The following is a 25,700-nucleotide window of genomic DNA, read 5'->3' on the forward strand; positions in this document are numbered from 1 at the left end:
TCATAAATGCCTGGCCATGGGCCGGGCTTTTTTTGGTTCATCGCGCTTTACCGGGGAACGCTGCTTTTATCTTCAGGAAGAAGTCGTCGTTGTCCCGGTATCCATAAGCCATACGCTGTATTACCTTAATTTTATTATTCATCCCTTCGTATTCAGATGATGCTGCGCGCTGGCTATAATCCCGCTTACATACCCTTTCAGCTTGTCAGCGAACTGTTTTGGCACCTTTATGCCGCTTTCCTGTGATTGCCTGTACCATTCACTCCAGCGCTGTCTTGCTTCCTGCTCATCCGGGGCATACCACAGCTCTTTCTGGGCCGTCCTCATGACATAGACCGTATTTAACGGCCGGTGGGCCTCCAGCAACTCTGACAGCGTTACTTCATGCCCTTCCGGCTGGTTCTCCTGATTGCGCAACAACAGCCAGCGGCTGCGTTTGATGACCTGCCGGGCTTTCGGGTCACTTCGTCACTGGTTCGCTTGGTCGCCCCTCACACGGTCAATGACCTCACGGCCGAACTTCGCCACCACGTGGAACAGATCATAGACCCCCGTGCCTGCGGACAGTGCTCCCTGAACTCCAGATCGAAGGCGGTATTCATCTCCCTCGCCACCGATTCAATGGCGGCATACCCTTCCGGTCCCAGCCGGGTGAAGAAGGGGCGGAGAACTGCCCGGCTTCGCCCTTCTCCCACCCACAGCACCTGCTGTGTATCGCGGCATCGGCTACCACAGTCGCGTAACGGTGTCCCTTAAATAGGGCGAACTCATCTATCATGAGACGGCGGAGTGAATGTCGTTGCGGTTCGCGACCTTCCCGCTGCATACGCCGGTAATCGATGTTGTTTACAGTATGCCAGTGCAGCCCGATCAGTCTGGCTACGTGCTTAATAGGAAGCAAACGAACCCGCGACTCAACCCAAGTGGCTAACGCGGTGGTATCGCAGGTAGCCAATCGATTTTTTCGGTTGTGATGCCACAGAGCGGACAGCGTAAACGACGAACAGGAACATCCAACCAGACCTTCCAGTGAAGTCACTCCCGCACTCTGATACGGCGCAGGGAGGTATCGTGTATCCCGCAGGCCTCCCGGTTACAGCGTCGACAACAGGCAGGGTGTGAAGGCAGGTGTTCAAGACGAATTAGCAGAGTATCAGGGGCGATTTCAGAGTAGCATATGATGCTGAATCCTTTCCAGAAAAGCGAAGTCAGGTTAGCATTCATGGTGACGGCAGTTTTGGACGTTTGGGGTGTTTTTTGGCGAAGACAAACCTAAACGTTCTTACTGCCATTTTCTATTAGTTCACGCTAATCTGCGATGAACCTTTTTTGCATGCGCAAATCTCTACCAGTAGTGACGAGCCGTAAAAAGCCCATTTACCTTACCGCCGCGCAGTCTTATCTTCCTCCGTCCCATCGTGAGCCACGGTGTCGGCGCACCCTATCGGTAGAGATATGAGATGGCAGGAGCACGACGATGGCTACGGGGAGTTTTAGAACCTATCCCGTTAGGCTATTTGATTTGCCATTTTTTCCCTGGGCCGTGCTCACAATCCTCACGTGCTGCGTCCGCTCCGGTTGTTGCGCGCTGTCCGTGACCAAACTGGCTGCAACAATATATCCCTTCTGGGATAGGTTCTAAGGATAAATGGCGGGAGACGGTAATCTGGTAATATTCATTTGTGGATGCCATTAGTGTGATGCTGTATTCCTCTTTACGTCGAAATTATAACATAAGCCTTGCTGTATGGCTTTGATGGGATGATTCTGGTATGCCTCTTTCCATTGCGGGTAAAAAGGCGTCGGTATTTTTAACGGATTCATAGTGTGGCAGCACTTTATTTTTATCAAAATAGCTGATTTTTACGTTTGTACTGCTGCTCTGCATTTTAACCATATCGCCTACTTATTATAGGATTTATCCGTAAAAATAACGCATCAGGTATGTTAATCGACGTGCGAGGACATCAGTCGCTGGTCACAGCTTATCTCAGTTCGGGCTGTACGACGTACCTTCCGCAAAAAGGGGGACGGGCTATTCTCAACTGCCAGATGCATTGGAATTATCTTAATTTATTGCCTAATTCACGCCGCGCTCTGCTACCCGTACGCACTATTGCGTGCAGATAAGTTAGTCTGTTCTCTATAGAATGTATTCATAAAATAAATTATGTGTGATACATATACACTGTGCATGCATGTCGATACTATTTTAACGAGACGGATACAATTGATCTCACGGTGATAACTACACCTATTGAGTTATTAGTGTGAATGTATAAGCTGTCCTGAAATGGTTAATATGAATAAAATCGCTTAAAACATAAGGATGGTGTATTTATATGGAGCGTTCTAATCACAGTAATTTATTGCATTTAAAGGGGTTCGATCTCAATCTGCTGACTGTATTTGAGATGGTGTTTTTACACAATAGTGTTAGCCGCGCGGCGGCGGCGATGGGCACCACGCCATCGGCGGTGAGTCAGTCACTGCAAAAGCTGCGTCAGCACTTTGACGATCCGCTATTTATCCGCGCAGGCAAGGGGATTTCACCAACGGCGCTGGGCGTTTGCCTGCATGATCAGATCGCCCAGGGGCTGTCGCTGATTGAAAATACCCTCAATGCGACGCTTTCCGCCAAGCAGCGTCGCAAGTTTGTCGTTTTCGCCCCCTGCTGCGTGGCGCTACAGGTGCTGCCCGCTGCCGTGAGCGCCCTTGAGCGTCTTGGCGTCGGATATGAGCTGCTGCACTACAGTGAGTATGCGGATTATCATCCGCATACCATTGCTGAGCAGCTGCTGAATTTTCGCAAGGCCGACGTGGTGTTCAGCACGACGCCGGTGACGGCGCATGCGGTGCACTGCCTGCCGTTTGCGAACGAACCACTGGCGCTGGTATGCCGCGATGGGCATCCGCGCCTCGGGGAGGCGTGCAGCGAGGTTCAACTGAGCGGAGAGCGGTTTGTGATCCTGCAGCGCGCCCATAGCGACGGGGATCGCTTTGCATTTTTGCACGGTGGTCGGGTGGTACTGCGCTCGGACTCCTTTATCTCGATTCTGGGGGTGGTCAGCCACAGCGATCTGCTGACGGTTTTGCCGCGGGAGGTCGCACTGCGCTACGGTGCATCCTTTAAACTGCGGGTGGTGGAGACGGCATTTGCGATCCCGCCGATCTCACTCTATCTTACCTATAACAAGCTTTCCCTGCGCAACCCCGAGTTCCGTAATCTGCTTGACGTGCTGATGGACACCGTCTCCCTGGGGGGCATGGTGCCGCTGACGGCATGAGCCGACACGTTCCTCTCGCGGTGCCAGCCCGTGATGAGGAGCCTGCCCCGCAGGCCTATTTTTAGCTGAACGGATTCAGTTATTCCTGATTATTTCTGCGTTGTGGGATAAATAAGTAATTAGTAGTGAGTGTCTTTTTGATTTGATAAATGTGAAATACTGATGAATATATTTCGTCATGGAGTAAAGAAAATATAATGTTCATCATTCTGGCGTTGTCTTTAAATGTTTCGATTAAAAATCAGCAGGTTGTGATTGAATTTCCAGGTGATGTTTATTCTTTTAAAAAAAGAAAACCAGCCCAAGGGAGATTGGGCCGGCAAGGAGGTGGTTCCTAGTATTGCTGTTTCGTTATTGCTTTTTGTTTGACAATAATAACCATGAAGAGGTTACTTTAGTGTGATCGTCATCGGGTATTATCAAAAAAATAAAAAAAGCCGGAATGATTCCGGCTGAGGGCTGAACATTATTGGACGTGAGGGTTACGGGTGCTGGCGCCCGTAACCTGTAGGTTACGCATGAGCAGGGCATAGGCCAGATCGATCTCCGCCGGTAGCGGAATATAGACAGTATGTCCGTTGCCCGGCGCGACGTCGGTCGGCTGGCCCTGTCTGTCGCGCAGATCGTCCAGGGTGAACTGAATATTGCCCTGCGGCGTCATCAGCTCCAGACTGTCACCGCGGGAAAATTTGTTTTTCACCAGCACTTCAGCATAGCCATCGCGGCGTTCGCCGCTGAGCTCGCCGACAAACTGCTGGCGCTCGGAGACGGAGTAGCCATAGTCGTAATTCTGCTGATCTTCGTGTACGTGGCGACGCAGGAAACCCTCGGTATAGCCGCGGTGCGCCAGCGACTCCAGGGTGGTCAGCAGGCTGGGATCGAAATGCTTGCCGGCCACCGCGTCATCGATCGCTTTTCGGTAAACCTGCGCCGTGCGGGCGCAGTAGTAAAACGACTTGGTGCGCCCCTCAATTTTCAGCGAGTGCACCCCCATCTCCGTTAGACGCCCCACGTGCTGGATGGCGCGCAGATCTTTTGAATTCATAATGTAGGTGCCGTGCTCGTCCTCAAAGGCGCTCATATACTCGCCTGGACGCATGCTCTCCTCCAGCATGAAGACCCGCTCGGTCGGCGCGCCGATGCCCAGGGTGGGTTCCACCTGCTGCACCGGGATCGGCTGGTGCTGATGTACAATATTGCCGACCTCGTCCTCTTTGCCTTCCTGCACCTTGTATTCCCAGCGGCAGGCGTTGGTGCAGGTGCCCTGGTTGGGATCGCGCTTATTGATATAGCCTGACAGCAGGCAGCGTCCGGAATAGGCCATGCACAGCGCGCCGTGGACGAACACCTCCAGCTCCATCTGCGGCACCTGTGCGCGGATTTCGGTAATCTCCTCCAGTGACAGCTCGCGCGACAGGATCACGCGGGTCAGCCCCATCTGCTGCCAGAATTTTACCGTTGCCCAGTTGACTGCATTAGCCTGTACCGACAGATGAATGTCCATCTGCGGAAACGCTTCACGCACCATCGAGATCAGACCAGGGTCGGACATGATCAGGGCATCCGGCCCCATATCGATGACCGGTTTGAGATCGCGCAGAAAGGTTTTCAGCTTCGCGTTGTGCGGCGCAATATTGACTACCACGTAGAACTTTTTGCCCAGCGTATGGGCTTCCTGAATACCCAGTGCCAGGTTTTCATGGTTGAACTCGTTGTTGCGTACGCGCAGGCTATAGCGCGGCTGGCCAGCGTAAACCGCGTCAGCGCCATAGGCAAAGGCGTAACGCATGTTTTTCAGCGAACCGGCCGGGGACAGTAATTCCGGAGTAAACATAGATGGCTCTCTTGTTCTGATCACAGGTCAGGCTGCAGCGCAGGGTATATCTCATCGGACGTGAGCGCTGGCGTCACGTGCGGTGAGGGGCCCCTAGGGGCTTGCAGTAAAGGCGGGCATTATAGAGAGTTGGTGCGGGCAGTACAATCAAGGCCCCGTCGGCACGGAGCCTTGTCGATGCTGCGCCGCCCCCGGCAGAAAAGCGCTGGCGTGAGCTCCCGTCACTGCCCGTGACTCAGATCGCGGATATCGCGGGTCTGGGCATTTTTTTTAACGGACTGGATCCCTTTACGGGCGGCGCTTTCGGAACTGTAGTGCTCGCTGTGACCGATCACCTGATGGTTCTTGGCCTTGAGCAAAAAGTAAGGTTGTTCTCCCTCACCGCACAGCTCATATTGTGTCTCTTCGGCGGCGTTGCTCTGCACGCAGAGAATGCCGTTTTCGACCGAGGCGTGGGAGGCATACATTTCACTGCTGAGGATCACCTCGCCGTTACTGGCCTTGAGGTTGAAATGAAACCGCCCGTTGAGAGTGCGTTTGATCTCGTAATAGCCCATTGTCATGGGTATCTCCTTGCCTGTGTTACGATAACGAATCCGCCATCGCCATGTGGCGAATGGCGGATTATGGCGGGATACTGCCCAAGAGTAGTATAGCGTCCATCGGCGTGAGTGCTGAAATGGTACGTATCGCCACGGCGGGAGAGGCTTCAGGTGATGATGCGGCAGGGGGCCCCCTCCCAGCGGTAACCGACGCCATACACCGAGCGGATGAGTGGCTCGTCGCCCTCGACAGGCTCAAGCTTGCGCCGCAGATTTTTGATGTGGCTGTCGACGGTGCGATCGGTGACCACCCGGTAGTCGTCATACAGGTGGTTGAGCAGCTGTTCGCGGGAGAACACGCAGCCCGGCTGGGTTGCCAGGGTCTTCAGCAGACGGAACTCTGCCTGGGTCAGATCCAGTAGCTGCTGGCGGTAGCTGGCCTGAAAACGGCTTTCGTCGATGAGCAACGGCGTCGGCTCTGACAGGGTATCCTGTAGCATACAGCGGCGCAGAATCGTTTTTACCCGGGCGACCACCTCGCGCGGGCTATAGGGCTTGCAAATATAGTCATCGGCGCCGATCTCCAGCCCCAGCAGGCGATCTATCTCTTCGATCTTGGCGGTGACCATTACGATCGGCACCTCAGAGGTGCGTCGGATCTCGCGACATAGCGTCAGGCCGTCGACGCCAGGCAGCATCAGATCCAGCAAAATCAAATTGCAGAGATGCTCCTGCAGGTAGGGCAGCACCTCATCGCCCCGGCTCAGCCAATGGGGGCGATAACCGGCGGCGATCAGATAGTCGATCAGTAGCTGACCCAGCTTGGGCTCATCTTCAACGATCAGGACGCGTGCACCCTGCGGCTCGGGCATCAGCGGGGTGGTGGCAAGCATATTCATCGTTCTACTCCCGGTTAGGCATCATCAGGTTAAGGCTTGAACGGCGCTGGCGCACCGGGCGGGGACATCGCGGCGCCGACGGTGGCCGCACGGCTTTTACGGTGGCGCCTCCAGCGGCAGGGTTACGGTCATCGCGACGCCACCCAGTGGCGAGTGGCTGGCGCTCAGGCGGCCGCCGTGGGCAGCGACGATATTCTGGCAGATGGACAGCCCGAGCCCCGATCCCCCGCTGGAGCGGCTGCGTGAGCCCTCCGTGCGGTAAAAGCGCTCAAAGATATGCTGCAGCTGCTCTGTACTGACTCCCGGCGCGCTGTCCTGCCAGCATAGCGTCAGCGTATCGCTACTCTTCTGCCCCACGATCTGCAGTTCGCCGCCGCTGTCGGTGTAGCGTAGACTATTTTCCAGCAGGTTGTTAAACATCTGCAGCAGACGGTCGGGATCGCCGAACACCCGGGCCTCGTGCGGCAGCCGCAGGGTCAGACGGATCCCTTTGGCGGCCAGCCGATCGCGAAACGCGCCGGCGGCGGCCTGCACCAGAGCGCTCACCTCGATGGGGCTTTTACGGTAGGCCAGGGCGCCGGCGTCGGAGAGCGACAGCTGGTGCAGATCGTTGACCAGCTTGGTCAGGGTGCTGACCTCTGCCTGCAGCGAGGTCAGTGAGTCGGGGGTGAGGCGTCGCACCCCATCCTGCAGCGCCTCCAGCTCTCCGCGCAGCACCGCCAGTGGCGTACGCAGTTCGTGGGAGACGTCGGCCATCAGCGCCCGGCGGATCTGTTCGTTGCGCTCCAGCGTAGTGGCCAGCTGATTGAAGTCCTGCGCCAGTCGACCCAGTTCGTCGCGGCTGCTGACGTCGACGCGGGTGGCAAAATTACCGGCGGCCAGCTGGTGCATGGCGTCGATTAGCCGTTTGACCGGCGCCAGCATGCCGCGTGATAGCAGCAGGGTCACTGCCGCCGCCAGCAGGGTCGCCAGGGCGACGATAAACCAGCTGGTGCGGCGCTGCTGGCGATCAAAGTTGATATCGGTATTGCGCGTCAGGCGTTCGGGCGGGGTCGTCAGCACCCAGCCGACGTCGCGCCCCTGATAGCGTATCGCACTGCGGATACCGTCGTTCGGCAGGCTTCCCTGCGGGCCGACCAGGCGCCGTCCGTTGGCATCAATGACCCAAAACGGCGTGCGCCAGCCGTGGGGGGGCAGGCTGCCGTGCAGATTGCTGCTCTGTTCGATATCGCGCATGATTCTAAAGATCATCCGCTCATTGTGGCGCAAAAAGCTCCAGTTTCCTTCGCGGGCGTACAGGGTCTCCAGTTCGCTGGCCATCAGCTGCACCCGCTGCTCATTGCCGTGACGGATATAGTCGATAAAGCCGCGCTCAAAGCTGACGCGCACCCCCCAGTGCATGATGATCAGCACCAGAATGCAGGTGGACAGGATGGCCAGAAAGAGTTTGGCGGAAATACCCAGTCTCATGATTTCTCCTTAGGGGGACATCGGTGGTATCGGCGCCGATGGCCGTTTGCCGCCGGGGCCAAAAGCGGCGTGGGCCAGGCGATAATAACGGTGGTAACCCGATAGACCAAGATAAAGGCGCGCAGGACGATCGGTGCGCCTGCGGCGTGGAGGGCGCCCATCATCCGGGCTGCCCCCTGCCCCCGGTGGGGCTGACCGCAGGACACCCCGGCCGCCGGGCGATCACCGGCCGTGTGCCGAGCCCCGTCGGTGGCCGCGCGGGTCTGCCGTCCACGGGCAGATATGCGGCGCTCAGGCATCGCGACCCGCCTTTGTGGGCTCAGTACGCCAGCGGCGGCAGGGCTTTCTGCCGACTGAATCGGGCACGCAGCTTCTCCATATACAGGTAGACCACCGGGGTGGTATACAGCGTCAGGATCTGGCTGACCAGCAGGCCGCCAACAATGGTGATACCCAGCGGCTGACGCAGCTCGGCGCCGTCGCCGTAGCTGAAAGCCAGCGGCAGCGCGCCGAACAGGGCGGCCAGCGTGGTCATCAGAATCGGGCGAAAGCGCAGCAGGCAGGCCTGATAGATAGCGTCGCGGGCGCTCAGGTGCTGCTCACGCTCTGCCGTCAGGGCAAAGTCAACCAACAAAATGGCATTCTTTTTTACCAGTCCGATCAGCAGCATGATGCCGATCAGCGCGATCAGGCTAAAGGGCGCGTTGAACAGCATCAGCGCCAGCAGGGCGCCGACCCCGGCCGACGGCAGGGTCGACAGGATGGTCAGCGGATGGATATAGCTTTCATACAGAATGCCCAGCACGATATAGACCGTGGCGATGGCAGCCAGGATCAGGAGCAGCTGGCTGCTTTGCGCCTGCTGAAACAGCAGGGCGGTCCCGGCAAAGGTGCCGCGCAGAGAGGGCGGGGTGCCCAGGGCGGTCATGGCGTGCGCAATGGCGTCGCTGGCATCGGAAAGCGAGCCGCCCGGCGGCAGATTGAAGGAGATGGTGGCCGCGGCACTCAGCCCCTGGTGGTTAACTGACAGTGGCGCGTTGGCCGGCAGCCAGCTGGCGAACCCGGACAGCGGGATCGGCTGCCCGGCCTGATTGATGATAAACATCTTATCCAGCGCCCGCTCATCCTGGGCATAGCGCGGGTCGACCTCCATCACCACGTGGTATTGGTTAAGCGGCTGGTAGAGGGTGGAGATTTGGCGTTGACCAAAGGCATTGCTCAGCAGCGTGTTGACCTCGCTGACCTTGATCCCCAGCCGCGCCATGGCCGGGCGATCGTAGGTCAGCAGCATCTCTGTCCCTTTGTCCTGCTGATCGGTGCTGACATCGGTTAGCTGGGGCAGGGCGGCGAGCGCCTTGCGTACCTGTGGCTCCCAGTGGCGCAGGACGGCGAGATCGTCCGACAACAGGGTGTACTGATAGCTGGCGTTGCCCTGGCGCCCGCCCGCCCGGATATCCTGTACCGCCATCAGAAACAGGTTCGCGCCCGGTTCATGGGACAGCCTGGTACGTAGACGGGCGATGACCTGTTGGGCATCCTGTTTCCGCTCTCCCAGCGGCTTAAGGGCGATAAACATCATCCCGCTGTTGACACGGGTGCCGCCGGTGAAGCCGGTGACGTTGTCTACATCGGGATCGGCCCGCACAATGTGCATAAAGTCCTGCAGCTTACCGCGCATGGCCTGAAACGAGATGCTCTGATCGGCCTGAATAAAGCCCATCAACCGCCCGGTATCCTGCTGGGGGAAGAAGGTCTTGGGAATGCTGATATATAGCCAGATGTTTAACCCGATCACCGCCAGCAGCGTCAGCAAGACCCAGCGGGCGTGATCCAGCGTCCAGTTCAGGGAGAGGGCATAACCCCGCTGCAGCAGCGCTGACAGGCGGCGTAGGGCCGTCGGACGCATCCCGCCGTCGGTGTGGCGCGGACGCAGCAGGCGGGCGCACATCATCGGCGTCAGGGTCAGCGCGATCAGCAGTGAGATGGCGATGGAGGCCGACAGCGTGATGGCGAACTCATGAAACAGGCGTCCGGGAATGCCGCCCATAAACAGCAGCGGAATAAAGACGGCGGCCAGCGACAGACTGATGGAGAAGACGGTAAAGCCCACCTCACGTACGCCGGCCAGCGCAGCGCGGTGGGGGCTGAGGCCATCCTCAATGTGGCGGGCGATGTTTTCCAGGACCACGATGGCGTCATCCACCACGAACCCGCTGGCGATGGTCAGGGCCATCAGCGACAGGTTGTTCAGACTAAAGCCACACAGATAGATGGCGGCACAGGTACCGATAAGCGAAACCGGCACCGTGACTGCCGGGATCAGCGTGGCGCGGGCGGAGCGCAGAAACAGGAACACCACCAGGATCACCAGGGCGATGGCGATAGCCAGCGACTGTTCGACCTCGCGCAGGGAGGCGCGGATGGTCGGGGTTCGATCCTGGGCGATATCCAGGGAGACCCCACCGGGAAGCAGCGCTTGCAGCGCCGGGAGATCGCTGCGCAGCCGATCGACGGTTTCAATGATATTGGCATCGGCACTGCGGCGGATCATGATGAGGATCGCCGGCTGGCCGTTGCTCATCCCGGCGTTGCGGACATCCTCAACGCCGTCGCTGATCCGGGCGACATCCTGCAGCCTGAGCGGCGCGCCGTCGCGGTAGCGGATGATCAGCGGGCGGTACTCCTGTGCTGTCATCAGCGCATCGTTGCTCTGCACCTGCCAGCGGCGCCCGTCATCGGCGACAGCGCCCAGCGGGCGGCGGACGTTGGCGCTGGCGATGGCCTGACGCACCGTATCCAGCGAGGTTCCCTGATTGAACAGGGCGTCGGGATTGAGATCGATGCGCACCGCGGGCAGGGAGCTACCGCTGACCGAAACATCGCCGACGCCGTTGATTTGGGCGATTTTCTGCGCCAGACGGGTGGAGGCCAGATCGTAGAGATCCCCCTGGCTATACTGCGCCGAGGTCAGCGTCAGGATCGCGATGGGTGCGTCGGAAGGGTTGGCCTTGCGGTAGCTGGGGCGTGACGGCATGCCGGAGGGCAGCAGACTCTGGGCGGCGTTCAGCGCGGCCTGAACATCGCGCGCCGCGCCGTCGATATTCCTGTCGAGATTGAACTGTAAAATGATGCGGGTTGTGCCCAGACTGCTGCTGGAGGTCATCTCATTGACCCCGGCGATGCGTCCCAGCGCCCGCTCCAGCGGCATCGCGACCGAGGCGGCCATGGTCTCTGCCGAGGCGCCCGGCAGGGAGGCACTGACCATGATCACCGGAAAATCCACCTGTGGCAGCGGCGCGACCGGCAGCAGGCGTAGGCCGAGCAGTCCCACCAGGGTGATCGCCAGCGCCAGCAGGCTGGTGGCCACCGGGCGGTTGATAAACAGGGCGAAGCCGCTCATCGCGCAGGGACTCCCTGTGCCGGGCGGTGGGTGTTACGCGCCAGCCGATCGAAGGCCAGGTAGATGACCGGGGTGGTGAACAGGGTCAGGATCTGGCTGACGATCAGCCCGCCGACCATACAGATCCCCAAGGGTTGACGCAGCTCCGCTCCGACTCCCTGGCTGAACATCAGCGGCAGGGCGCCCAGCAGGGCGGCCAGGGTGGTCATCAAAATCGGACGAAAACGCAGCAGGCAGGCCTGATAGATGGCGTCGTGCGGTGTCATGCCCTGCGTGCGCTCCGCCGCCAGGGCGAAGTCGATCATCATGATGGCGTTCTTCTTTACGATGCCGATCAGCAGGATGATACCGATGATGGCGATCACATCCAGCGCCTGTCCACTTAACATCAGCGCCAGCAGGGCGCCGACCCCGGCCGACGGCAGGGTCGAGAGAATGGTGATCGGGTGAATAAAGCTTTCATACAGGATCCCCAGCACGATATACATCGCCACGATGGCCGCCAGGATCAGCCACAGGGTGCTGTCCAGCGCGCTCTGGAACGCCAGGGCCGCGCCCTGGAAGTGCAGCGTCATGTTGGCTGGCATCCCGATGGCGCGCCGGGCAGCGTCGATTTCGGCGATGGCCTGCTCCAGCGTGTAGCCGTCGGGGACGTTGAAGGAGAGGGTCGCCGAGGGAAACTGGTCGAGGTGGTTTATCGCCAGCATGCCGTGGCGTTGCTCAACGGTAGCGATGCTGGCCAGCGGAATGGCGCTGCCGTCGGCGGCGGTCAGGTAGATGCGCTGCAGCGCCGTCAGGCCATCCTGATGGGCGCGCGCCTGCTCCAGTACCACCCGGTACTGGTTGGACTGGGTATAGATGGTGGAGATCAGGCGCTGGCCAAAGGCGTTATACAGGGCATTGTCAACGTCCTGCATCGCGATACCAAGGCGGCTGGCGCTGTCGCGGTTGACGTTGACGTATGCCACCAATCCCTGATCCTGCCAGTCGCTGTTCACCTCTTTCAGCATCGGTGACCGGGCCAGCCGCGCCTGCAGGCGCGGCACCCAGGTCTGTAGCTCATCCAGCGACATGGCCTGCAGGGTGAAGGGATAGCGCGCGCGGCCCGGCAGGGTATCGATGGTCATGTCCTGTACCGGCTGCAGATACAGCGAGATGCCGCCGACCCGGGCCGCCAGCGCCTGCAGGCGGGGGATGATGCGATCGATGCGATCGCGGCGGTCAGCCAGCGGTTTTAAGACGATCTGCAGCCGCCCGCTGTTGAGGGCCGGATTGACGCCGTCGACGCCAACAAAGGCGCTGACGCTGGCCACGTCCGGATCGCGCAGTAATGCTTCGCTCAGCTGACGCTGGCGCTCGGCCATGGCACTGAAGGAGATCGATTGTGGGGCGTACACCGTGCCCTGGATCAGGCTGTTATCCTGCTGCGGGAAGAATCCCTTGGGAATGATGAGGTAGAGCAGCACCGTCAGCATCAGGGTGGCGACGGCGACGCCCAAGGTGAGCCGCGGATGGCGTAGGGCCAGGCGCAGCGCGCGGCCATAGCCCGCGATCAGGCGCTGGAACTGCCGCTCGCAGGCCAGTGAGAAGCGATTCTGACGCCGCAGGCTCTCCTGGCTCAGCAGACGGGCGCACATCATCGGCGTCAGGGTCAGGGAGACGACGGCGGAGATCAGGATCGCGACCGCCAGCGTGACGGCGAATTCGCGGAACAGTCGACCGATAATATCGCCCATAAACAGCAGCGGGATCAGTACGGCGATCAGGGAGAAGGTCAGCGAGATAATGGTGAAGCCGATTTCACCGGCGCCTTTCAGGGCGGCGCGCAGGGGAGGATCGCCGTTCTCCAGATGACGCTCGATGTTTTCGATCACCACGATGGCGTCGTCCACCACGAAGCCGGTGGCGATGGTCAACGCCATCAGCGTCAGGTTATTGATCGAAAACCCCAGAAAATACATTGCGGCGAAGGTGCCGATCAGCGACAGCGGCACGGCGACGCCGGGGATCAGGGTTGCGGGCAGGTTACGCAGGAACAGGTAGATCACCATCACCACCAGCGCGACGGCCAGTAACAGTTCGTGGAGAGTGTCGCTGACGGAGGCGCGAATGGTCTGGGTGCGGTCGTTCAGGACGCTGATGCTGACCGAGGCGGGCAGGCTTTCGCGCAGCTGCGGCAGCTGGGCCAGCACGGCATCGGCGGTGGCGATGACGTTGGCACCGGGCTGGCGCTGTACGTTGATGACGATGGCCGGATGATTATTGGCCCAGGCGGCCAGCTGAGTGTTTTCCGCCCCTTGCTCGACGCTGGCGATATCGCGCAGGTAGACCGGCGCGCCGTTACGGTAGGCGACGATCAGATGTTGGTACTCCTGTGCCGACCTCAGCTGATCGTTGGCGTTCAGGGTGATGGCTCGGGTTGGCCCGTCCAGGCTCCCCTTGGGAGAGTTTACGTTGGCGCTGGCGATAGCGCTGCGGACAGCCTCGCTGCTGAGGCCATAGGCCGCGGTGGCGGCGCCGTTCAGGCTGATGCGCACTGCCGGGCGCTGGCCGCCGGCCAGGGTAACCAGCCCAACGCCGCCGACCTGTGCGATCTTCTGGGATATTCGCGTCTCCACCAGATCTTCGACCTGCGGCAGGCTGAGGGCATCGGAGACCACCGCCAGCGTCAGGATCGGCGGATCGGCAGGGTTGACCTTACTGTAGATCGGCGGGTAGGGGAGATCGTTTGGCAGCAGATTGGTTGCGGCGTTGATCGCCGCCTGCACCTCTTGCTCCGCGACGTCCAGCGCCAGCGACAACTGGAACTGCAGCGTGATCACCGATGCGCCGCCGCTGCTCTGTGACGACATCTGCTGCAGGCCGGACATCTGGCCGAACTGGCGCTCCAGCGGGGCGGTGATTGCCGAGGCGGTTACGTCGGGGCTGGCGCCGGGATACAGGGTGACCACCTGAATGGTCGGGTAGTCGACCTGCGGTAGTGCCGACACCGGCAGGGCGCGGTAGGCGACCAGACCGGCCAGCAGTATGGCGATCATCAGCAGGGTTGTGGCGACCGGGCGAAGAATAAACAGACGCGAGGGGCCACCGCCGTGCGCAACGGGGGAAGAGGGCGTCTGGCTCATGGTTGTTGGGTATCCTCTTGGTCTGCCGCGGCGCCAGGGCGGCGCGCGGCGATGATATCGACCCGGGCGTCTTCTGTGAGCCGGTCGATACCGTCGGTGACCACCTTTTCACCCTCATCGACCCCCTGCAGCACCACCAGACTCTCTCCGTCGCGTGCGCCGACGCTGAGGCTGCGCTTATGCACCCGGTTCCCGGCGTCGACTACCCAGACAAAGCGCCCCTCGCGACCGGTCTGCACCGCCGCTGCAGGAATCAGCAGCACCGGCATCTGGCTGGCGACCTGCAGGCGCAGGTTGACGAACTGGTTGGGGAACAGACGATCGTCCTGATTCTCGAAGCGGGCCTTGATCTTCAGGGTCCCGGTCGCAGTGTCTATCTGGTTGTCCAGGCTGAGCAGATGGCCCGTCGCCAGGCGCTGGCGATCGCTGCGATCCCAGGCTTCGGCAACCAGTGTTCCCTGATGCTGCAGCGCCTGTTGCAGGCGGGGAATATCCCCCTCCGGCAGGGTGAACAGCACGTCGATGGGGTGGGTTTGGGTCAGCACCACCAAGCCATTGGTATCCGCGCTGCTGATATAGTTGCCTTCATCGACCTGACGGAGGCCGGCGCGACCATCGCCCGGTGCCCGGATACGGCTGTAGTCCAGCTGTAGCTGGGCGTTGTCCACGTTGGCGCGATCGCTGACCAGACTGGCCTGTGTCTGGGTGACCAGCGAAGCCTGGGTATCCAGCTCCTGGCGTGAGACCAAATTATCTTTGGCGAGACGCTGATAGCGCGCCAGATCGCGCCGGGCATTGTCCAGCAGTGCCGTATCGCGCGCCAGCGCCCCCTGAGCCTGCTGCAGCTGGATCAGGAACGGGCGTGGGTCGATTTCGGCCAGCAGATCGCCGGCCTTTACCTGCTCTCCCTCGCTGAAGTGCAGCTTCATCAGCTGGCCATCGACCCGGCTGCGCACGGTCACGGTATTGGAAGCGGTGACGGTGCCCAGCCCGCTGAGGTAGCTGTCCTGCTCGGCGCGGCGTACGGCCGCCGCCTGCACGGGGATGGCCTGTGTCATGCCGCGCCCCGGCTTGGCACCGCTCTGGCGTGCCGGGCTTCCACTTGCTCCAGAGGGGGGGGCTGCAGAAAAGCCCTGCCAGGCGACCGCGCCCAGTAGGAGCAGGATAATCAGCAGCCCGCAGAGTCTGGCGCGTCGGGAAGAGAGTGCGGATAGGAGGCTCATGTGACGGTAATTCTCCTGCAGGTGCCCGAGGGGCGGTATCCATGATGAAAAGAGGCTGACCGGGGAGTTGGGCGCAACCCCGCATCAGGCGTATGTGTATTGTAGCCTTTTGAGGTGGAGGCAAAATGGAGGAAATATGAAAATCGCGCGCCACAATGGAAAATTGCCGCGCATCGGTGCTTTTTTGGCCGATCGTCGCGCGCGCCCGCGCTGGCGATCGCACCCTGGAGAAACGGCGCGTGACAGCCCCCGTTTTTTTGACCAAGATGAGACGACCACTCACGTTAAAGAGGCCACACTATGCTGAATGTTAATGAGTATTTTGCAGGGAAAGTGAAGTCGATTGGCTATGACAGCGGCAGTATCGGCCGCGCCAGCGTGGGAGTGATGGAAAAGGGCGAGTATACCTTTACCACGGATCGGCCGGAGGAGATGACGGTGGTGACCGGCGCGCTGCGCGTGCTGATCCCCGGTGCCCCGGACTGGCAGGTGTTTACTCCGGGAGAGACCTTTTTTGTGCCGGAGCGCAGCGAATTCAACCTGCAAGTCGCGGAGCCCAGCGCCTACCTGTGCAAGTATCTGAGTTGATCATCTGACAAGCGGGGGCTCCGCCCTCAGCCCATTCGACTGACCCAGACGGCGATACCCGCCACTGGGTCCTATCCTATGCGCGCCAGCGCCGCTCACGGCCCGTTACGGCACCCGCCCTAGAATCCCATCTCGCCATAGTGACCGTGGCGGAACTCCGACAGCACCCGGCGTACGTAGGGCAGAGTCTCCTGCGGCAGCGCATCGGGGGCGAACCAGCTCAGCGCGTCGCACTTATGCGGCTCCCGGTTATCGATGACGGCGTCGTCGTCCGCCAGATAAAACCACTGGTCGACATAGGTGCGATCGGTGCTGCGGCGGTGCAGGGTATAAACATGCTGCAGTGCGGCGGGATCCCGTGTCAGCCCGATCTCCTCCTGCGCCTCGCGCGCCATCGCCTGGCTTGCTGACTCCCCCGCTTCGACGTGCCCGGCCGGCAGCGACCAACAGCCATCGGCGAAGCCGGTATTGGCGCGGCGGGCCAGCAGAAAGCGGCCGTCGCGCTCCAGGATCAGGTATACCGCATGGTAGATCATCGCATGTTCTGACACGGTGGGCTCCCGGTGCTTACTGCGCCGTCTCACCGCCCAGAGCGGTGATCAGTTCATCTATCAGTACCGCCAGTTCACCGGTCATCAGGGCGAAGTCGGCGTCAAAGCGCAGGGCGGCATCTTCACGATCGATATCTTCATTCTGATCGCGCAGGGTTTCCGAGAACTTCAGGCGTTTAATGGCACCGTCGTCGGCCAGCACCAGCTGAATGCGTTCGTGCCAGTCCAGCGCCAGCTTGGTCACCAGCTTTCCGGCCTCGATATGCACGGCGATCTCATCACACACCAGCGCCTGCTGTTTGCAGCGGATAACGCCGCCCTCTTCCAGGATGGCCTTCAGCTCGGCTTCGTCCTGCAGACAGAAGCCCGCCGGGGTGTTGCCGCTACGCACCCATTCGGTCAGGGTCATCTCGATGGGTTTATCCAGCGTCAGCGGTACGACGGGCAGGGAGCCCAGGCTCTTGCGCAGCAGCGCCAGCACATCTTCCGCCCGTTTGGCGCTGGCGGCGTCCAGCATGATCAGATTGTTGACGCTGTCGATCCACAGCCAGGTCTGGTTAAAACGGCTGAAGGCGCGCGGCAGCAGGCTGTGCAGCACCTCATCCTTCAGCGCGTCTTTTTCGGTTTTTTTCAGCTTGCGGTGCTGCTCACCCTCTAGCCTTTCGATTTTGGCCTGCAGCGCCTGCTTCAGCACCGGTGCCGGCAGGATCTTCTCCTCTTTGCGCGCGCACAGCAGGATCTGCCCGTTGGCGCAGTGGGTCAGCGCATCGCTGCCGCCACCGAGAGGGGGAACCCAGCCGGTGCGCGACATATCCTGACTGCCGCAGGGGGTAAATGCCATGGCGCTGAGCTGGGACTCCATCTCTTGCGCCACCAGCGGAATTTCACGGTTCAGACGGTAAATTAACAGGTTCTTAAACCAGAGCATGAGGCATTTTTCCGGAAAAAAGGTGGGAATTAGCAGCGTCAATGATAGCGAATTCTCCCCGTTTCTTCACGGAAAAACTCCGCTACTATGGGCGCCGGATGAGTGATACAGGAGAGGCGGATGCGTATCGGGATTGATTTGGGCGGCACCAAGATTGAGGTGCAGGCTTTGGGGGAGCGCGGGGAAACCCTGTTTCGGCGGCGGGTTGCCACTCCGCGCCATGACTATACGGCGACGCTGGCGGCGATAGCCCAGCTGGTGGTGGACGCCGAGGCGCACTGCGGTCAGTACGCCTCGGTCGGGGTCGGCATTCCCGGTACGCTGTCCCCCGTTTAGCGGGCGGGTAAAGAATGCCAACTCGACCTGGCTGAACGGCTCGACGCTGGACGCCGACCTCTCTGCCCTGCTGAAAAGGGAGGTGCGGTTGGCCAACGATGCAAACTGTCTGGCGGTATCGGAGGCGACCGACGGTGCGGCGGCCGGTGCCCGGGTAGTCTTTGCCGTGATTATCGGCACTGGCTGCGGCGCGGGGATTGCGCTGGATGGCCGGGTGCACGCCGGCGGTAACGGCATCGCCGGCGAGTGGGGGCATAACCCCTTGCCCTGGCAGGATGACGCCGAACGGGCGGCGTCAGCGACGGCGCCCTGCTACTGTGGCAAGCACGGCTGCATTGAAACCTTTGTCTCCGGCAGCGGATTCTGCGCCGACTACCGATGCCATGGCGGTGCGGTGCTTGACGGTGCCCGGATCATGGCGCTGGCCGACGCGGGCGATGTGGCGGCCCTGGCGGCCATCGCCCGCTATGAACAGCGTCTGGCGCGTGCGCTGGCGCAGACCATTAACACGCTGGATCCGGACGTGATCGTGCTGGGCGGCGGCATGAGCAACGTGAGCCGTCTGTATCGCACCCTGCCGGATCTGATCACCCCCTGGGTATTCGGCGGTGAGTGCCGTACCCCGATTCGTCCGGCGCAGCACGGCGACGCCAGCGGGGTACGCGGCGCCGCGTGGCTGTGGCCCGCGTAACGGCGGGATGCCCGGAAATTTGCCATACTGGCAGAGGCGCCGACATGGCGCGCGGGGAGGGGAGTCGAGGGTTATGCAGGTCAGGATCGTGAGTCTGGCGGCGCAGCCGCTGTTTGTCCTGCGTGTACAGGGGCCGTTTGCACAGTCGTTGGGGCCGGGATTTGAGCGGCTGATGGCGTGGTCGGCGCGCCATGGCCTGCGGGGGCAGTGGATGGCGCTGTACTATGACAACCCCCGCGAGGTCGCGCCAGATGCGCTGCGGGCGGACGTGGCCCTGACGACGGCGTCGGTGACGCTCCCATCGGATGGCGAGGCGTACGGGATCCGTCGGGGCGCGCTGGCCGGGGGGCTGTATGCGCTGGCACAGGTGCGGGTCACCGATAATGACTTTGCCACGCCGTGGATAGCCCTGTTTGACCAGGCGCTGCCCGCCTGTGGCTATCGTCCGGACGGCGGACCCTGCTTTGAGCGCTATCTGAGTGATGGACGGGGCAGCGGTGAGTGGTTGCTGGAGCTGGGGGTGCCGGTCAGAAAAAACTGAAAATGCCCCTTCGCCGTCGTCGGGGCGCCGGAGATATGCTCCGGCAATGGTGCTTTCGCCGGGGAGGCGCGGGTATGGCTAATTTGTCACAGTTTATTGCAAATAAATGAAACAGACTCTGATCTGCTATGCTGCATTGGCGTTGGCGATGCCGTTCTGCCTGCTGACGCCCCATCCGCTGTGGTGCTGGCTGGCGCTGGTGAACCTGTGGACCCTGCTGATGTATGGCTATGACAAGCTGGCAGCGCTGTACTCGCGCTGGCGTATCCCTGAGCACACGCTGCTGCTCGGCGGCGTCCTCGGGGGCTGGCCGGGCGGGCTGCTCGGCCAGGCGCTGTTTCAGCATAAAACCCGTAAGGTGGCGTTCCGCAACGCCTTCATGCTGTCGGTGGTGGCCAACCTGGCGCTGCTGCTGATCCTCTGGTACTGGCTGTACGGGCGCTGGCTGCTGTAGGCCTGTACCTGCTTATGGCTCCCCGTCGCCGCTGATGCGATAGCGACTGTCGAGTCGGCTGAAGCCCAACCCGTTGATTTTCTTCACCCGGATCTGCAGCGGAATCCGCTCTTTCATCGCCTCGACGTGGCTGATGACGCCGATGGTTTTGCCGCTGGCGTTCAGGGTATCCAGCGCGTCCAGCGCGGTATCCAGCGTTTCGGCATCCAGCGTGCCAAATCCCTCATCCAGAAACAGTGAGTCGATGCGGGTCTTGTGGCTGACCAGATCCGACAGCGCCAGAGCCAGAGACAGGCTGACCAGAAAGCTTTCGCCGCCGGAGAGGGTGCGGGTATCACGTCGCGCATCCGCCTGCCAGGTATCGACGACCTCCAGCTCCAGGGTGTCGCCCTCCCGGCGCAGCAGCTGATAGCGCCCATGCAGGCGCATCAGCTGGCGGTTGGCCAGATAGACCAGATGGTCCAGCGTCAGCCCCTGGGCAAACTTGCGGAACTTGTCGCCGCTGCTGGAACCGATCAGCTGATTGAGGTGGCTCCAGTCCTGATACGCCCGTTCGTGCTGGGCAATCTCGGCCAGCCAGCCCTGCTGGCTGTGGCGCCGCTGGGTATCGCTGTGCAGCTGTTGCTGCAGCTCGCCCTGCTGCAGGCTGTGCTGACGCAGTTGCTGCGTCAGCGCGCTACAGCGCTGCTCCAGCCACGGGTCATCGTCGTCGGTGTGCAATTCCTGCGGGCGGGCCGCCTCTCCCTGGGCAACGGCCTGCTGCGCCTGCTCCAGCAGGGCTACGCTTTGCTGGCGCTGGCGCTGGGCGTCGTCGCGCAGCGCTGTGAGTTGCTGCTGCTCCTCTTCCGTCAGCATCGCGGCCAGCAGTGCTGCATCGTCGCTAAACGGTGAATCGGCCAGTGCGGACTGCCAGCGCTGACGCAGCGGCAGCAAGCGCTGGGTCCGCGTCTGCTGTTGCTGGCGGGCGGCGTTCAGCTCGCCCTCCAGTCGCTCATACTGCTGCTGCCAGCGCTGACTCTCCGTCAGCGCAGCGCTCTGGCGCTGCTCCAGCGCCTGCTCCTGGCGCAGCAGCTCGGCCTGAACGTCTGCGATCGGGCGGCCGTCGAGCAGGGCGCGCCGCTGGGCCAGCAGCAGGAGCTGCTGTTCATCCAGCGTCTGGCGCTCGTGCGTCAGCGCCTCGTGGTGTCGCGTCTGTGTCGTCAGCTGCTGCAGCAGCAGGTGTACCTGCTGATCTACGCTGAGCGACTGGGTCTGCAGCGACTGGCGCTGCTCCTGCGCCTGCTGCCAACGCTGCCACTCGCTGCGCCGCGCCGCCAGCCAGTACTCGCTCTGTGCGGCGTCGGGCGCCATCAGTCCGCTGTCAGCCAGGTCGTCGTCTATCTGTCGGGTGAGCGCCTGCTGTGCCTGCTGCAGTTGCTGCAGCTGGTGTTCACTCTCACCGCGGCGGGTCTCCTGGGTTTGCAGCGTCTGCAGCAGCAGATTTTGCGCATGCTGCTCCTGGCTCAGTCGCCCACAGGCCTGGGTCAGGTCATCGCGTGCCAGCTGCAGGCGCTGTGCCAGAGTCTCACCCTGGGCCTGCAGAGTGTCCAGCTCGCGGCGCCGTTGGGCGCAGCGCTGCAGGTAGTCGGCGAGGGCCGTCTCATCCTCCAGCGTCAGGGCTAGCCCCAGCGCGTCACAGATCTGTTGCCAGCGCGCGCGCTGCTGGGTCAGCGTCTGCAGCAGCTGTTGGGCTTCGCTTTCCAGCTGGATGCACTGCGCCGTGGTTTGGGCGGCGCGCTCGTTCAGCGCGCCGCCTTCCCGTCCCAGGCGCTCGACCTCCTGGCTGAGGCGATCGCGGCGCCGTTGGCTGTCGCTGAGCGCCGGGGGCTGGTAGCTGGCCGCCAGCGGGTGATCGCGTGCGCCGCACAGCGGGCAGGGTTCGCCCTCGCGCAGGCTGGCGCGATCCGTTTCCAGGCTGATCAGTCGCATCTGCAGCGCTATCTGCTGCTCCAGATCCTGCAGGTGCTGGCGCTTGTCTGCGTACTGACGCCGCTTCTCCGCGAGCTGCTGCTCCAGGATCAGCCGCTCGCGCTGCAGCGCACCATCGCGCGCCTGCAGCGCCTGTATGCGGGCCATCTCCTGCAGGGCCAGCGGTTGCAGTGCGATCAGCTGCTGGCGATCGTCATCGCCTTGCTGCAGGGTCGTACGCGCCTGCGCGACCTGTTCGGCGGGGTGGCGGTGCTGCCACGCCCGCAGCTCGGCCTCCTGCGTCTCCAGCGCCTGACGCAGGCGTTGTTCGTCCTGCTGCAGGCCAAACAGAGTCTCCTGGCGTGCATCGCGCTGCTGTACCAGCAGCTGTATCTCCTGCTGCAGCCGCTCCCGCTCGGCGGTCAGCCGTCGTCCGTCGTCGCTGAGTACACCGTGGTGCTCCAGCAGCATTTGCCAGCGCGGCAGCCGTTCGCCCCACTGGGCGTGCTGCCGGTCGGCGTCCAGCTGCCGCTGCAGCGTGGCCTGCTGCTGTCGCTGGGCCGCCTGCTGAGCGCTGAGCTGCTGTAGCTGCGCCTGCAGATCCTGTAGCTGGCGCTGACTCTCCTGCCACTGCTGTGACAGCCGCTGCCCGGCCTCCTCCTGTTTGCCCAGCGCATTGTCCAGCGGCAGTACCTGTTCGGCGATCAGCGCCTGCGTTTCGTCACGGTGCTGGCGCAGCTGCTGCCAGGCGTGCTGGGCCTGCTGTAGCGCCTGCTGCAGCGGAGCCCGCTGGGCTGCCTCCGTCTGTAGACGCGCCTCCAGCAGCTGCTGTTGGGCGTCGGCCTGGCGCAGATCCTCCTCGGCCTGCGTCAGGCTTTGGTAATACGGCCGCAGCCGCAGCGCGGGTTCGGCGTGGGTCAGCCGCAGCAGCTGCGGCTGAAGGGCGATCCAGTGCTGCTCGGCCTGTGCGGCCTGCGTCTGCGCCAGGCTCAGCGCCTGGCGCCGCTCCTGCTGGCGTCGTAGCCAGGACTGCTGCTGCTGCGCCTGCGTCAGCTGATCGCGCAGCGCCTGCTCCTGCGCCCGGGCGTGGGTCAGGCTGGCTTGCAGCGCCTCCCGCTGGGCCTCGCTGAGCAGTTCAACGCCGGCGGCGCGTTCGCGCAGTGTATCCAGATCGCTCTTGGCCTGCTTAAAGCGGGCGAAGACCGCCTCGGAGAGGCGGCCGTAGATCTCGGTACCGGTCAGCTCTTCCAGCAGCTCGGCGCGTTTGCCCGCATCGGCGTTGAGAAACGCGGCGAACTGCCCCTGCGACAGCATCATCGACTTGGTAAAGCGGCCAAAGTCCAGACCGGTCAGCTCGGCGATGGTTTTTAGCTTATCGCTGATTTTATCGCACAGGATCGTACCGTCATCCAGTCGCGCCAGCTCGGCGCGTACCGCCTGCAGCTTGCCGTCGGGGCGGTTGTTGGCACGCCGCTGGCTCCAAAAGGCGCGGTAGCCTATCCCCTTGACCTCAAACTCCACCTCGGCCAGGGATTCGGCGGTGCCGCGGGTCATCAGCTCATTTTGGCTGGCGGAGATGGTGTCCAGACGTGGGGTCTGGTGGTACAACGCCAGGCAGATGGCGTCCAGCAGGGTGGTTTTTCCCGCGCCGGTGGCGCCGGTAATGGCGAACAGGCCGCTATCGCAGAAGGGGGGGGCGCTGAAGTCAATTTTCCACTCGCCGCGCAGCGAGTTGATGTTCTTAAAGCGTAGACTGAGGATCCTCATGCCTGCGTCTCCTCTGTATCAGGGTCCAGCGTTATCTCCTGCAGCACCTGCTGGAACAGCTGCTGCGCCCGCGCCTGTTGCTGGGGGTCGCTCTCCGGCTCCAGCGCCAGGCGTCGGCTAAATACGTCGTCGGGGGTCAGCTCGCTCAGTGTCTCGCCGGCCTGCATGGTCAGGGCGCGCTGGCGCTGCTCACGACTGCGCCGCAGCAGCAGGATCTCTACCGGAAGCGTCTCTGCCTGCTTCTGTAGCGCGCGCTCGCTTTCGCTGAGCCAGCCGTCGCTGTCGATTTCAATGTCCAGCCAGACCGGTTTATCCGTCGTCAGTGGGCGCAAGGCCTCCATGGCCGCACCAATTTCTGCCAGTGAGCCTTTAATCAGCCGCATCGGCTGGCTTTGTGGGACGGGCAGCAGACTGATCTGCGGCGTGCAGTCATACTCCAGCGTCACCAGACAGACGCTTTTGCTGCTGCCCAGCTCGTCAAAGCTCAGGGGTATCGGGGAGCCACTGTAGCGAATATGCTCCGCGTGACCGACCCGCTGTGGGCGGTGAATGTGTCCCAGGGCGATATAGTCTGCCGGGGGAAAGGCGCTGGCCGGCAGGGCATCCAGCGTGCCGATATAGATATCGCGCACCGATTCGGAGCCGCTGGCGCCGACGGTGGTCAGGTGGCCAGTGGCGACGATCGGCAATGGCTGATCCAGCGAGGCCTGCAGCGTCAGCGCCCGCTGGTACAGGGTGTGGTAGTGATCGCTGATGGCCTGCTGCAGCGCCAGCTGTTTCTCCGCGGCGGACTGGCCGGCGCGGCTTTGCAGCAGGTCACGCGGGCGCAGAAAGGGGACGGCGCACAGGATGGCGCCGGGGCTGCCGTCGCGCCGTCGCAGCAGCCGCGGTACATCGTCGGCGTGGGCGCCCGCGATCACCTGGGTATGCAGGCAGGCCAGCAGCTCGCGGGACTCGTTGAGGGTCGCCACCGAGTCGTGGTTACCCGCCAGGACGATCAGCTGACAGCCGCACCCCTGCAGCGCCACCACAAAGCGGTTGTACAGTTCGCGGGCATAGCTGGGGGGCGTTCCGGTATCGAACAGATCGCCGGCCACGATGATGGCGTCGGCCTGCTGCTGCCCGGCCTGCAGCAGCAGCCAGTCGAGAAACGCACGGTGTTCATCGGCGCGGCTTTTACCGTAGAAATGCTGGCCAAGGTGCCAGTCGGAGGTATGGATCAGACGCATGGTGTCCCTTGCTTGGCAACGGAGGGCGCGCCCGCGGTGGCGGGCGGAGGATATGGTGGACAGTATACCCGGCGCGGCAAAAGGGCGCCAACCCGCTGGCCGCCGCGGCTGGGGGGATCTCTTTTTTTTCATAAATCTGTCATAAAAATGACGCATAATTGCAGCGGATGACAATTAACCGGGAAGTCAGTATGACCATACGCATTTTAGTCGTAGAAGATGAAACGCCCATCAGGGATATGGTGAGTTTCGTTCTGGAGCAGAACGGCTATCAGCCGCTGGAGGCGGAGAGCTATGACGGTGCGTTAAGCCAGCTGTGCGAGCCTTACCCCGATCTGATTCTGCTGGACTGGATGCTGCCCGGCGGCTCGGGTATCCAGCTTATCAAGCAGCTGAAGCGGGAACCGGCGACCCGGGATATTCCGGTGATGATGCTGACGGCGCGCGGTGAAGAGGAGGATCGGGTGCGCGGTCTGGAGGTGGGCGCCGATGATTATATTACCAAGCCGTTTTCGCCCAAAGAGCTGGTGGCGCGGATCAAGGCAGTAATGCGGCGCATTTCGCCGATGGCGCTGGAGGAGAGCATTAGCCTGCAGGGGCTGAGCCTAGACCCTATCTCGCACCGGGTGACGGTCCACGATAGTGCGGTGGATATGGGTCCGACCGAATTTAAACTGCTGCACTTCTTTATGACTCATCCTGAGCGGGTTTACAGCCGCGAACAGTTGCTTAATCATGTCTGGGGCACTAACGTCTATGTGGAGGATCGTACCGTCGATGTTCACATTCGTCGTTTGCGCAAGGCGCTGGAGGGCAGCGGTCACGATCGCATGGTGCAGACCGTGCGTGGTACCGGCTACCGTTTCTCCGCCCGCTACTGATCGGCGA

The 25,700-nt window shown here is 61.8% G+C and carries 17 protein-coding genes and 2 pseudogenes; 7 read left to right on the forward strand and 12 right to left on the reverse strand.

Translation table 11 applies throughout. The features are described 5' to 3' along the window. Positions 1 to 37: 37 nt before the first annotated feature. Positions 38 to 1,224 (reverse strand): annotated as a pseudogene (locus tag EIEH_RS05075) (ISL3 family transposase). A gap of 1,118 nt (positions 1,225 to 2,342) precedes the next feature. Between EIEH_RS05075 and EIEH_RS05080 the strand changes: the two are divergent. Continuing rightward, positions 2,343 to 3,287, forward strand: a complete 945-nt coding sequence (locus EIEH_RS05080) for a LysR substrate-binding domain-containing protein (RefSeq protein WP_015870546.1) — start codon at positions 2,343 to 2,345, stop codon at positions 3,285 to 3,287. Positions 3,288 to 3,484: 197 nt separating this feature from the next. Then, positions 3,485 to 3,625, forward strand: a complete 141-nt coding sequence (locus tag EIEH_RS19250; RefSeq protein ID WP_015870547.1) for a hypothetical protein — start codon at positions 3,485 to 3,487, stop codon at positions 3,623 to 3,625. Positions 3,626 to 3,753: 128 nt separating this feature from the next. Here the strand turns inward: EIEH_RS19250 and trhP are convergent, their stop codons facing one another. The 7 genes from trhP to EIEH_RS05120 form a co-directional block, all read right to left on the reverse strand. Then, complete coding sequence (trhP, locus tag EIEH_RS05085) at positions 3,754 to 5,121, reverse strand: prephenate-dependent tRNA uridine(34) hydroxylase TrhP (RefSeq protein ID WP_015870548.1); 1,368 nt, start codon at positions 5,119 to 5,121, stop codon at positions 3,754 to 3,756. 221 nt (positions 5,122 to 5,342) lie between these two features. Further along, positions 5,343 to 5,684, reverse strand: a complete 342-nt coding sequence (locus EIEH_RS05090; protein ID WP_015870549.1) for a YegP family protein — start codon at positions 5,682 to 5,684, stop codon at positions 5,343 to 5,345. Positions 5,685 to 5,830: 146 nt separating this feature from the next. Then, complete coding sequence (gene baeR, locus EIEH_RS05095) at positions 5,831 to 6,535, reverse strand: envelope stress response regulator BaeR (RefSeq protein WP_172468379.1); 705 nt, start codon at positions 6,533 to 6,535, stop codon at positions 5,831 to 5,833. A gap of 123 nt (positions 6,536 to 6,658) precedes the next feature. Further along, positions 6,659 to 8,032 (reverse strand): envelope stress sensor histidine kinase BaeS, encoded by a 1,374-nt coding sequence (gene baeS / locus EIEH_RS05100; protein ID WP_015870551.1) that lies wholly within the window; start codon positions 8,030 to 8,032, stop codon positions 6,659 to 6,661. Positions 8,033 to 8,351: 319 nt separating this feature from the next. Continuing rightward, positions 8,352 to 11,432 (reverse strand): multidrug efflux RND transporter permease subunit MdtC, encoded by a 3,081-nt coding sequence (mdtC, locus tag EIEH_RS05110; RefSeq protein ID WP_015870552.1) that lies wholly within the window; start codon positions 11,430 to 11,432, stop codon positions 8,352 to 8,354. Next, entirely contained in the window at positions 11,429 to 14,557 is a 3,129-nt protein-coding gene (locus EIEH_RS05115; RefSeq protein ID WP_015870553.1) for an MdtB/MuxB family multidrug efflux RND transporter permease subunit, read from the reverse strand. Before EIEH_RS05115 ends, mdtC begins: the two co-directional genes overlap by 4 nt. Continuing rightward, entirely contained in the window at positions 14,554 to 15,780 is a 1,227-nt protein-coding gene (locus tag EIEH_RS05120) for an MdtA/MuxA family multidrug efflux RND transporter periplasmic adaptor subunit (protein ID WP_015870554.1), read from the reverse strand. Before EIEH_RS05120 ends, EIEH_RS05115 begins: the two co-directional genes overlap by 4 nt. 300 nt (positions 15,781 to 16,080) lie before the next feature. Between EIEH_RS05120 and ppnP the strand changes: the two genes are divergently transcribed. Next, a complete protein-coding gene (ppnP, locus tag EIEH_RS05125) occupies positions 16,081 to 16,368 on the forward strand; it encodes a pyrimidine/purine nucleoside phosphorylase (RefSeq protein ID WP_015870556.1) in 288 nt (95 codons plus the stop codon). A gap of 119 nt (positions 16,369 to 16,487) precedes the next feature. On the opposite strand, the gene EIEH_RS05130 is transcribed toward ppnP, so the two are convergent. Both EIEH_RS05130 and rdgC read right to left on the reverse strand, forming a co-directional pair. Next, complete coding sequence (locus tag EIEH_RS05130) at positions 16,488 to 16,919, reverse strand: NUDIX hydrolase (protein ID WP_015870557.1); 432 nt, start codon at positions 16,917 to 16,919, stop codon at positions 16,488 to 16,490. A 16-nt stretch (positions 16,920 to 16,935) separates the two neighbouring features. Continuing rightward, positions 16,936 to 17,847: a recombination-associated protein RdgC gene (gene rdgC, locus EIEH_RS05135; RefSeq protein WP_015870558.1), complete on the reverse strand. Its 912-nt coding sequence runs from the start codon at positions 17,845 to 17,847 to the stop codon at positions 16,936 to 16,938. A 120-nt stretch (positions 17,848 to 17,967) separates the two neighbouring features. Here rdgC and mak point away from each other — a divergent pair. From mak to EIEH_RS05150, 3 genes and pseudogenes are all read left to right on the forward strand, one after another. Then, positions 17,968 to 18,874, forward strand: a pseudogene (mak, locus tag EIEH_RS05140) (fructokinase). Between the two features lie 73 nt (positions 18,875 to 18,947). Further along, the gene (locus EIEH_RS05145) at positions 18,948 to 19,415 is read left to right on the forward strand and encodes a GyrI-like domain-containing protein (RefSeq protein WP_015870559.1); all 468 of its coding nucleotides are present in this window, start codon (positions 18,948 to 18,950) and stop codon (positions 19,413 to 19,415) included. A gap of 106 nt (positions 19,416 to 19,521) precedes the next feature. Further along, positions 19,522 to 19,869 (forward strand): DUF1294 domain-containing protein, encoded by a 348-nt coding sequence (locus EIEH_RS05150; protein ID WP_015870560.1) that lies wholly within the window; start codon positions 19,522 to 19,524, stop codon positions 19,867 to 19,869. A gap of 12 nt (positions 19,870 to 19,881) precedes the next feature. Here EIEH_RS05150 and EIEH_RS05155 read toward each other — a convergent pair whose 3' ends face one another. Further along, a complete protein-coding gene (locus EIEH_RS05155) occupies positions 19,882 to 23,583 on the reverse strand; it encodes an AAA family ATPase (protein WP_015870561.1) in 3,702 nt (1,233 codons plus the stop codon). Then, on the reverse strand, positions 23,580 to 24,812 hold the full coding sequence (sbcD, locus tag EIEH_RS05160; RefSeq protein ID WP_015870562.1) for an exonuclease subunit SbcD: 1,233 nt from the start codon (positions 24,810 to 24,812) through the stop codon (positions 23,580 to 23,582). The genes EIEH_RS05155 and sbcD overlap by 4 nt, the downstream gene beginning before the upstream one ends. Before the next feature lie 191 nt (positions 24,813 to 25,003). Between sbcD and phoB the strand changes: the two genes are divergently transcribed. Then, a complete protein-coding gene (phoB, locus tag EIEH_RS05165) occupies positions 25,004 to 25,693 on the forward strand; it encodes a phosphate regulon transcriptional regulator PhoB (RefSeq protein WP_015870564.1) in 690 nt (229 codons plus the stop codon). Positions 25,694 to 25,700: the final 7 nt, after the last annotated feature.

Source organism: Edwardsiella ictaluri ATCC 33202 (assembly GCF_000264785.1).
GTDB classification, from domain to species: Bacteria; Pseudomonadota; Gammaproteobacteria; order Enterobacterales; family Enterobacteriaceae; genus Edwardsiella; species Edwardsiella ictaluri.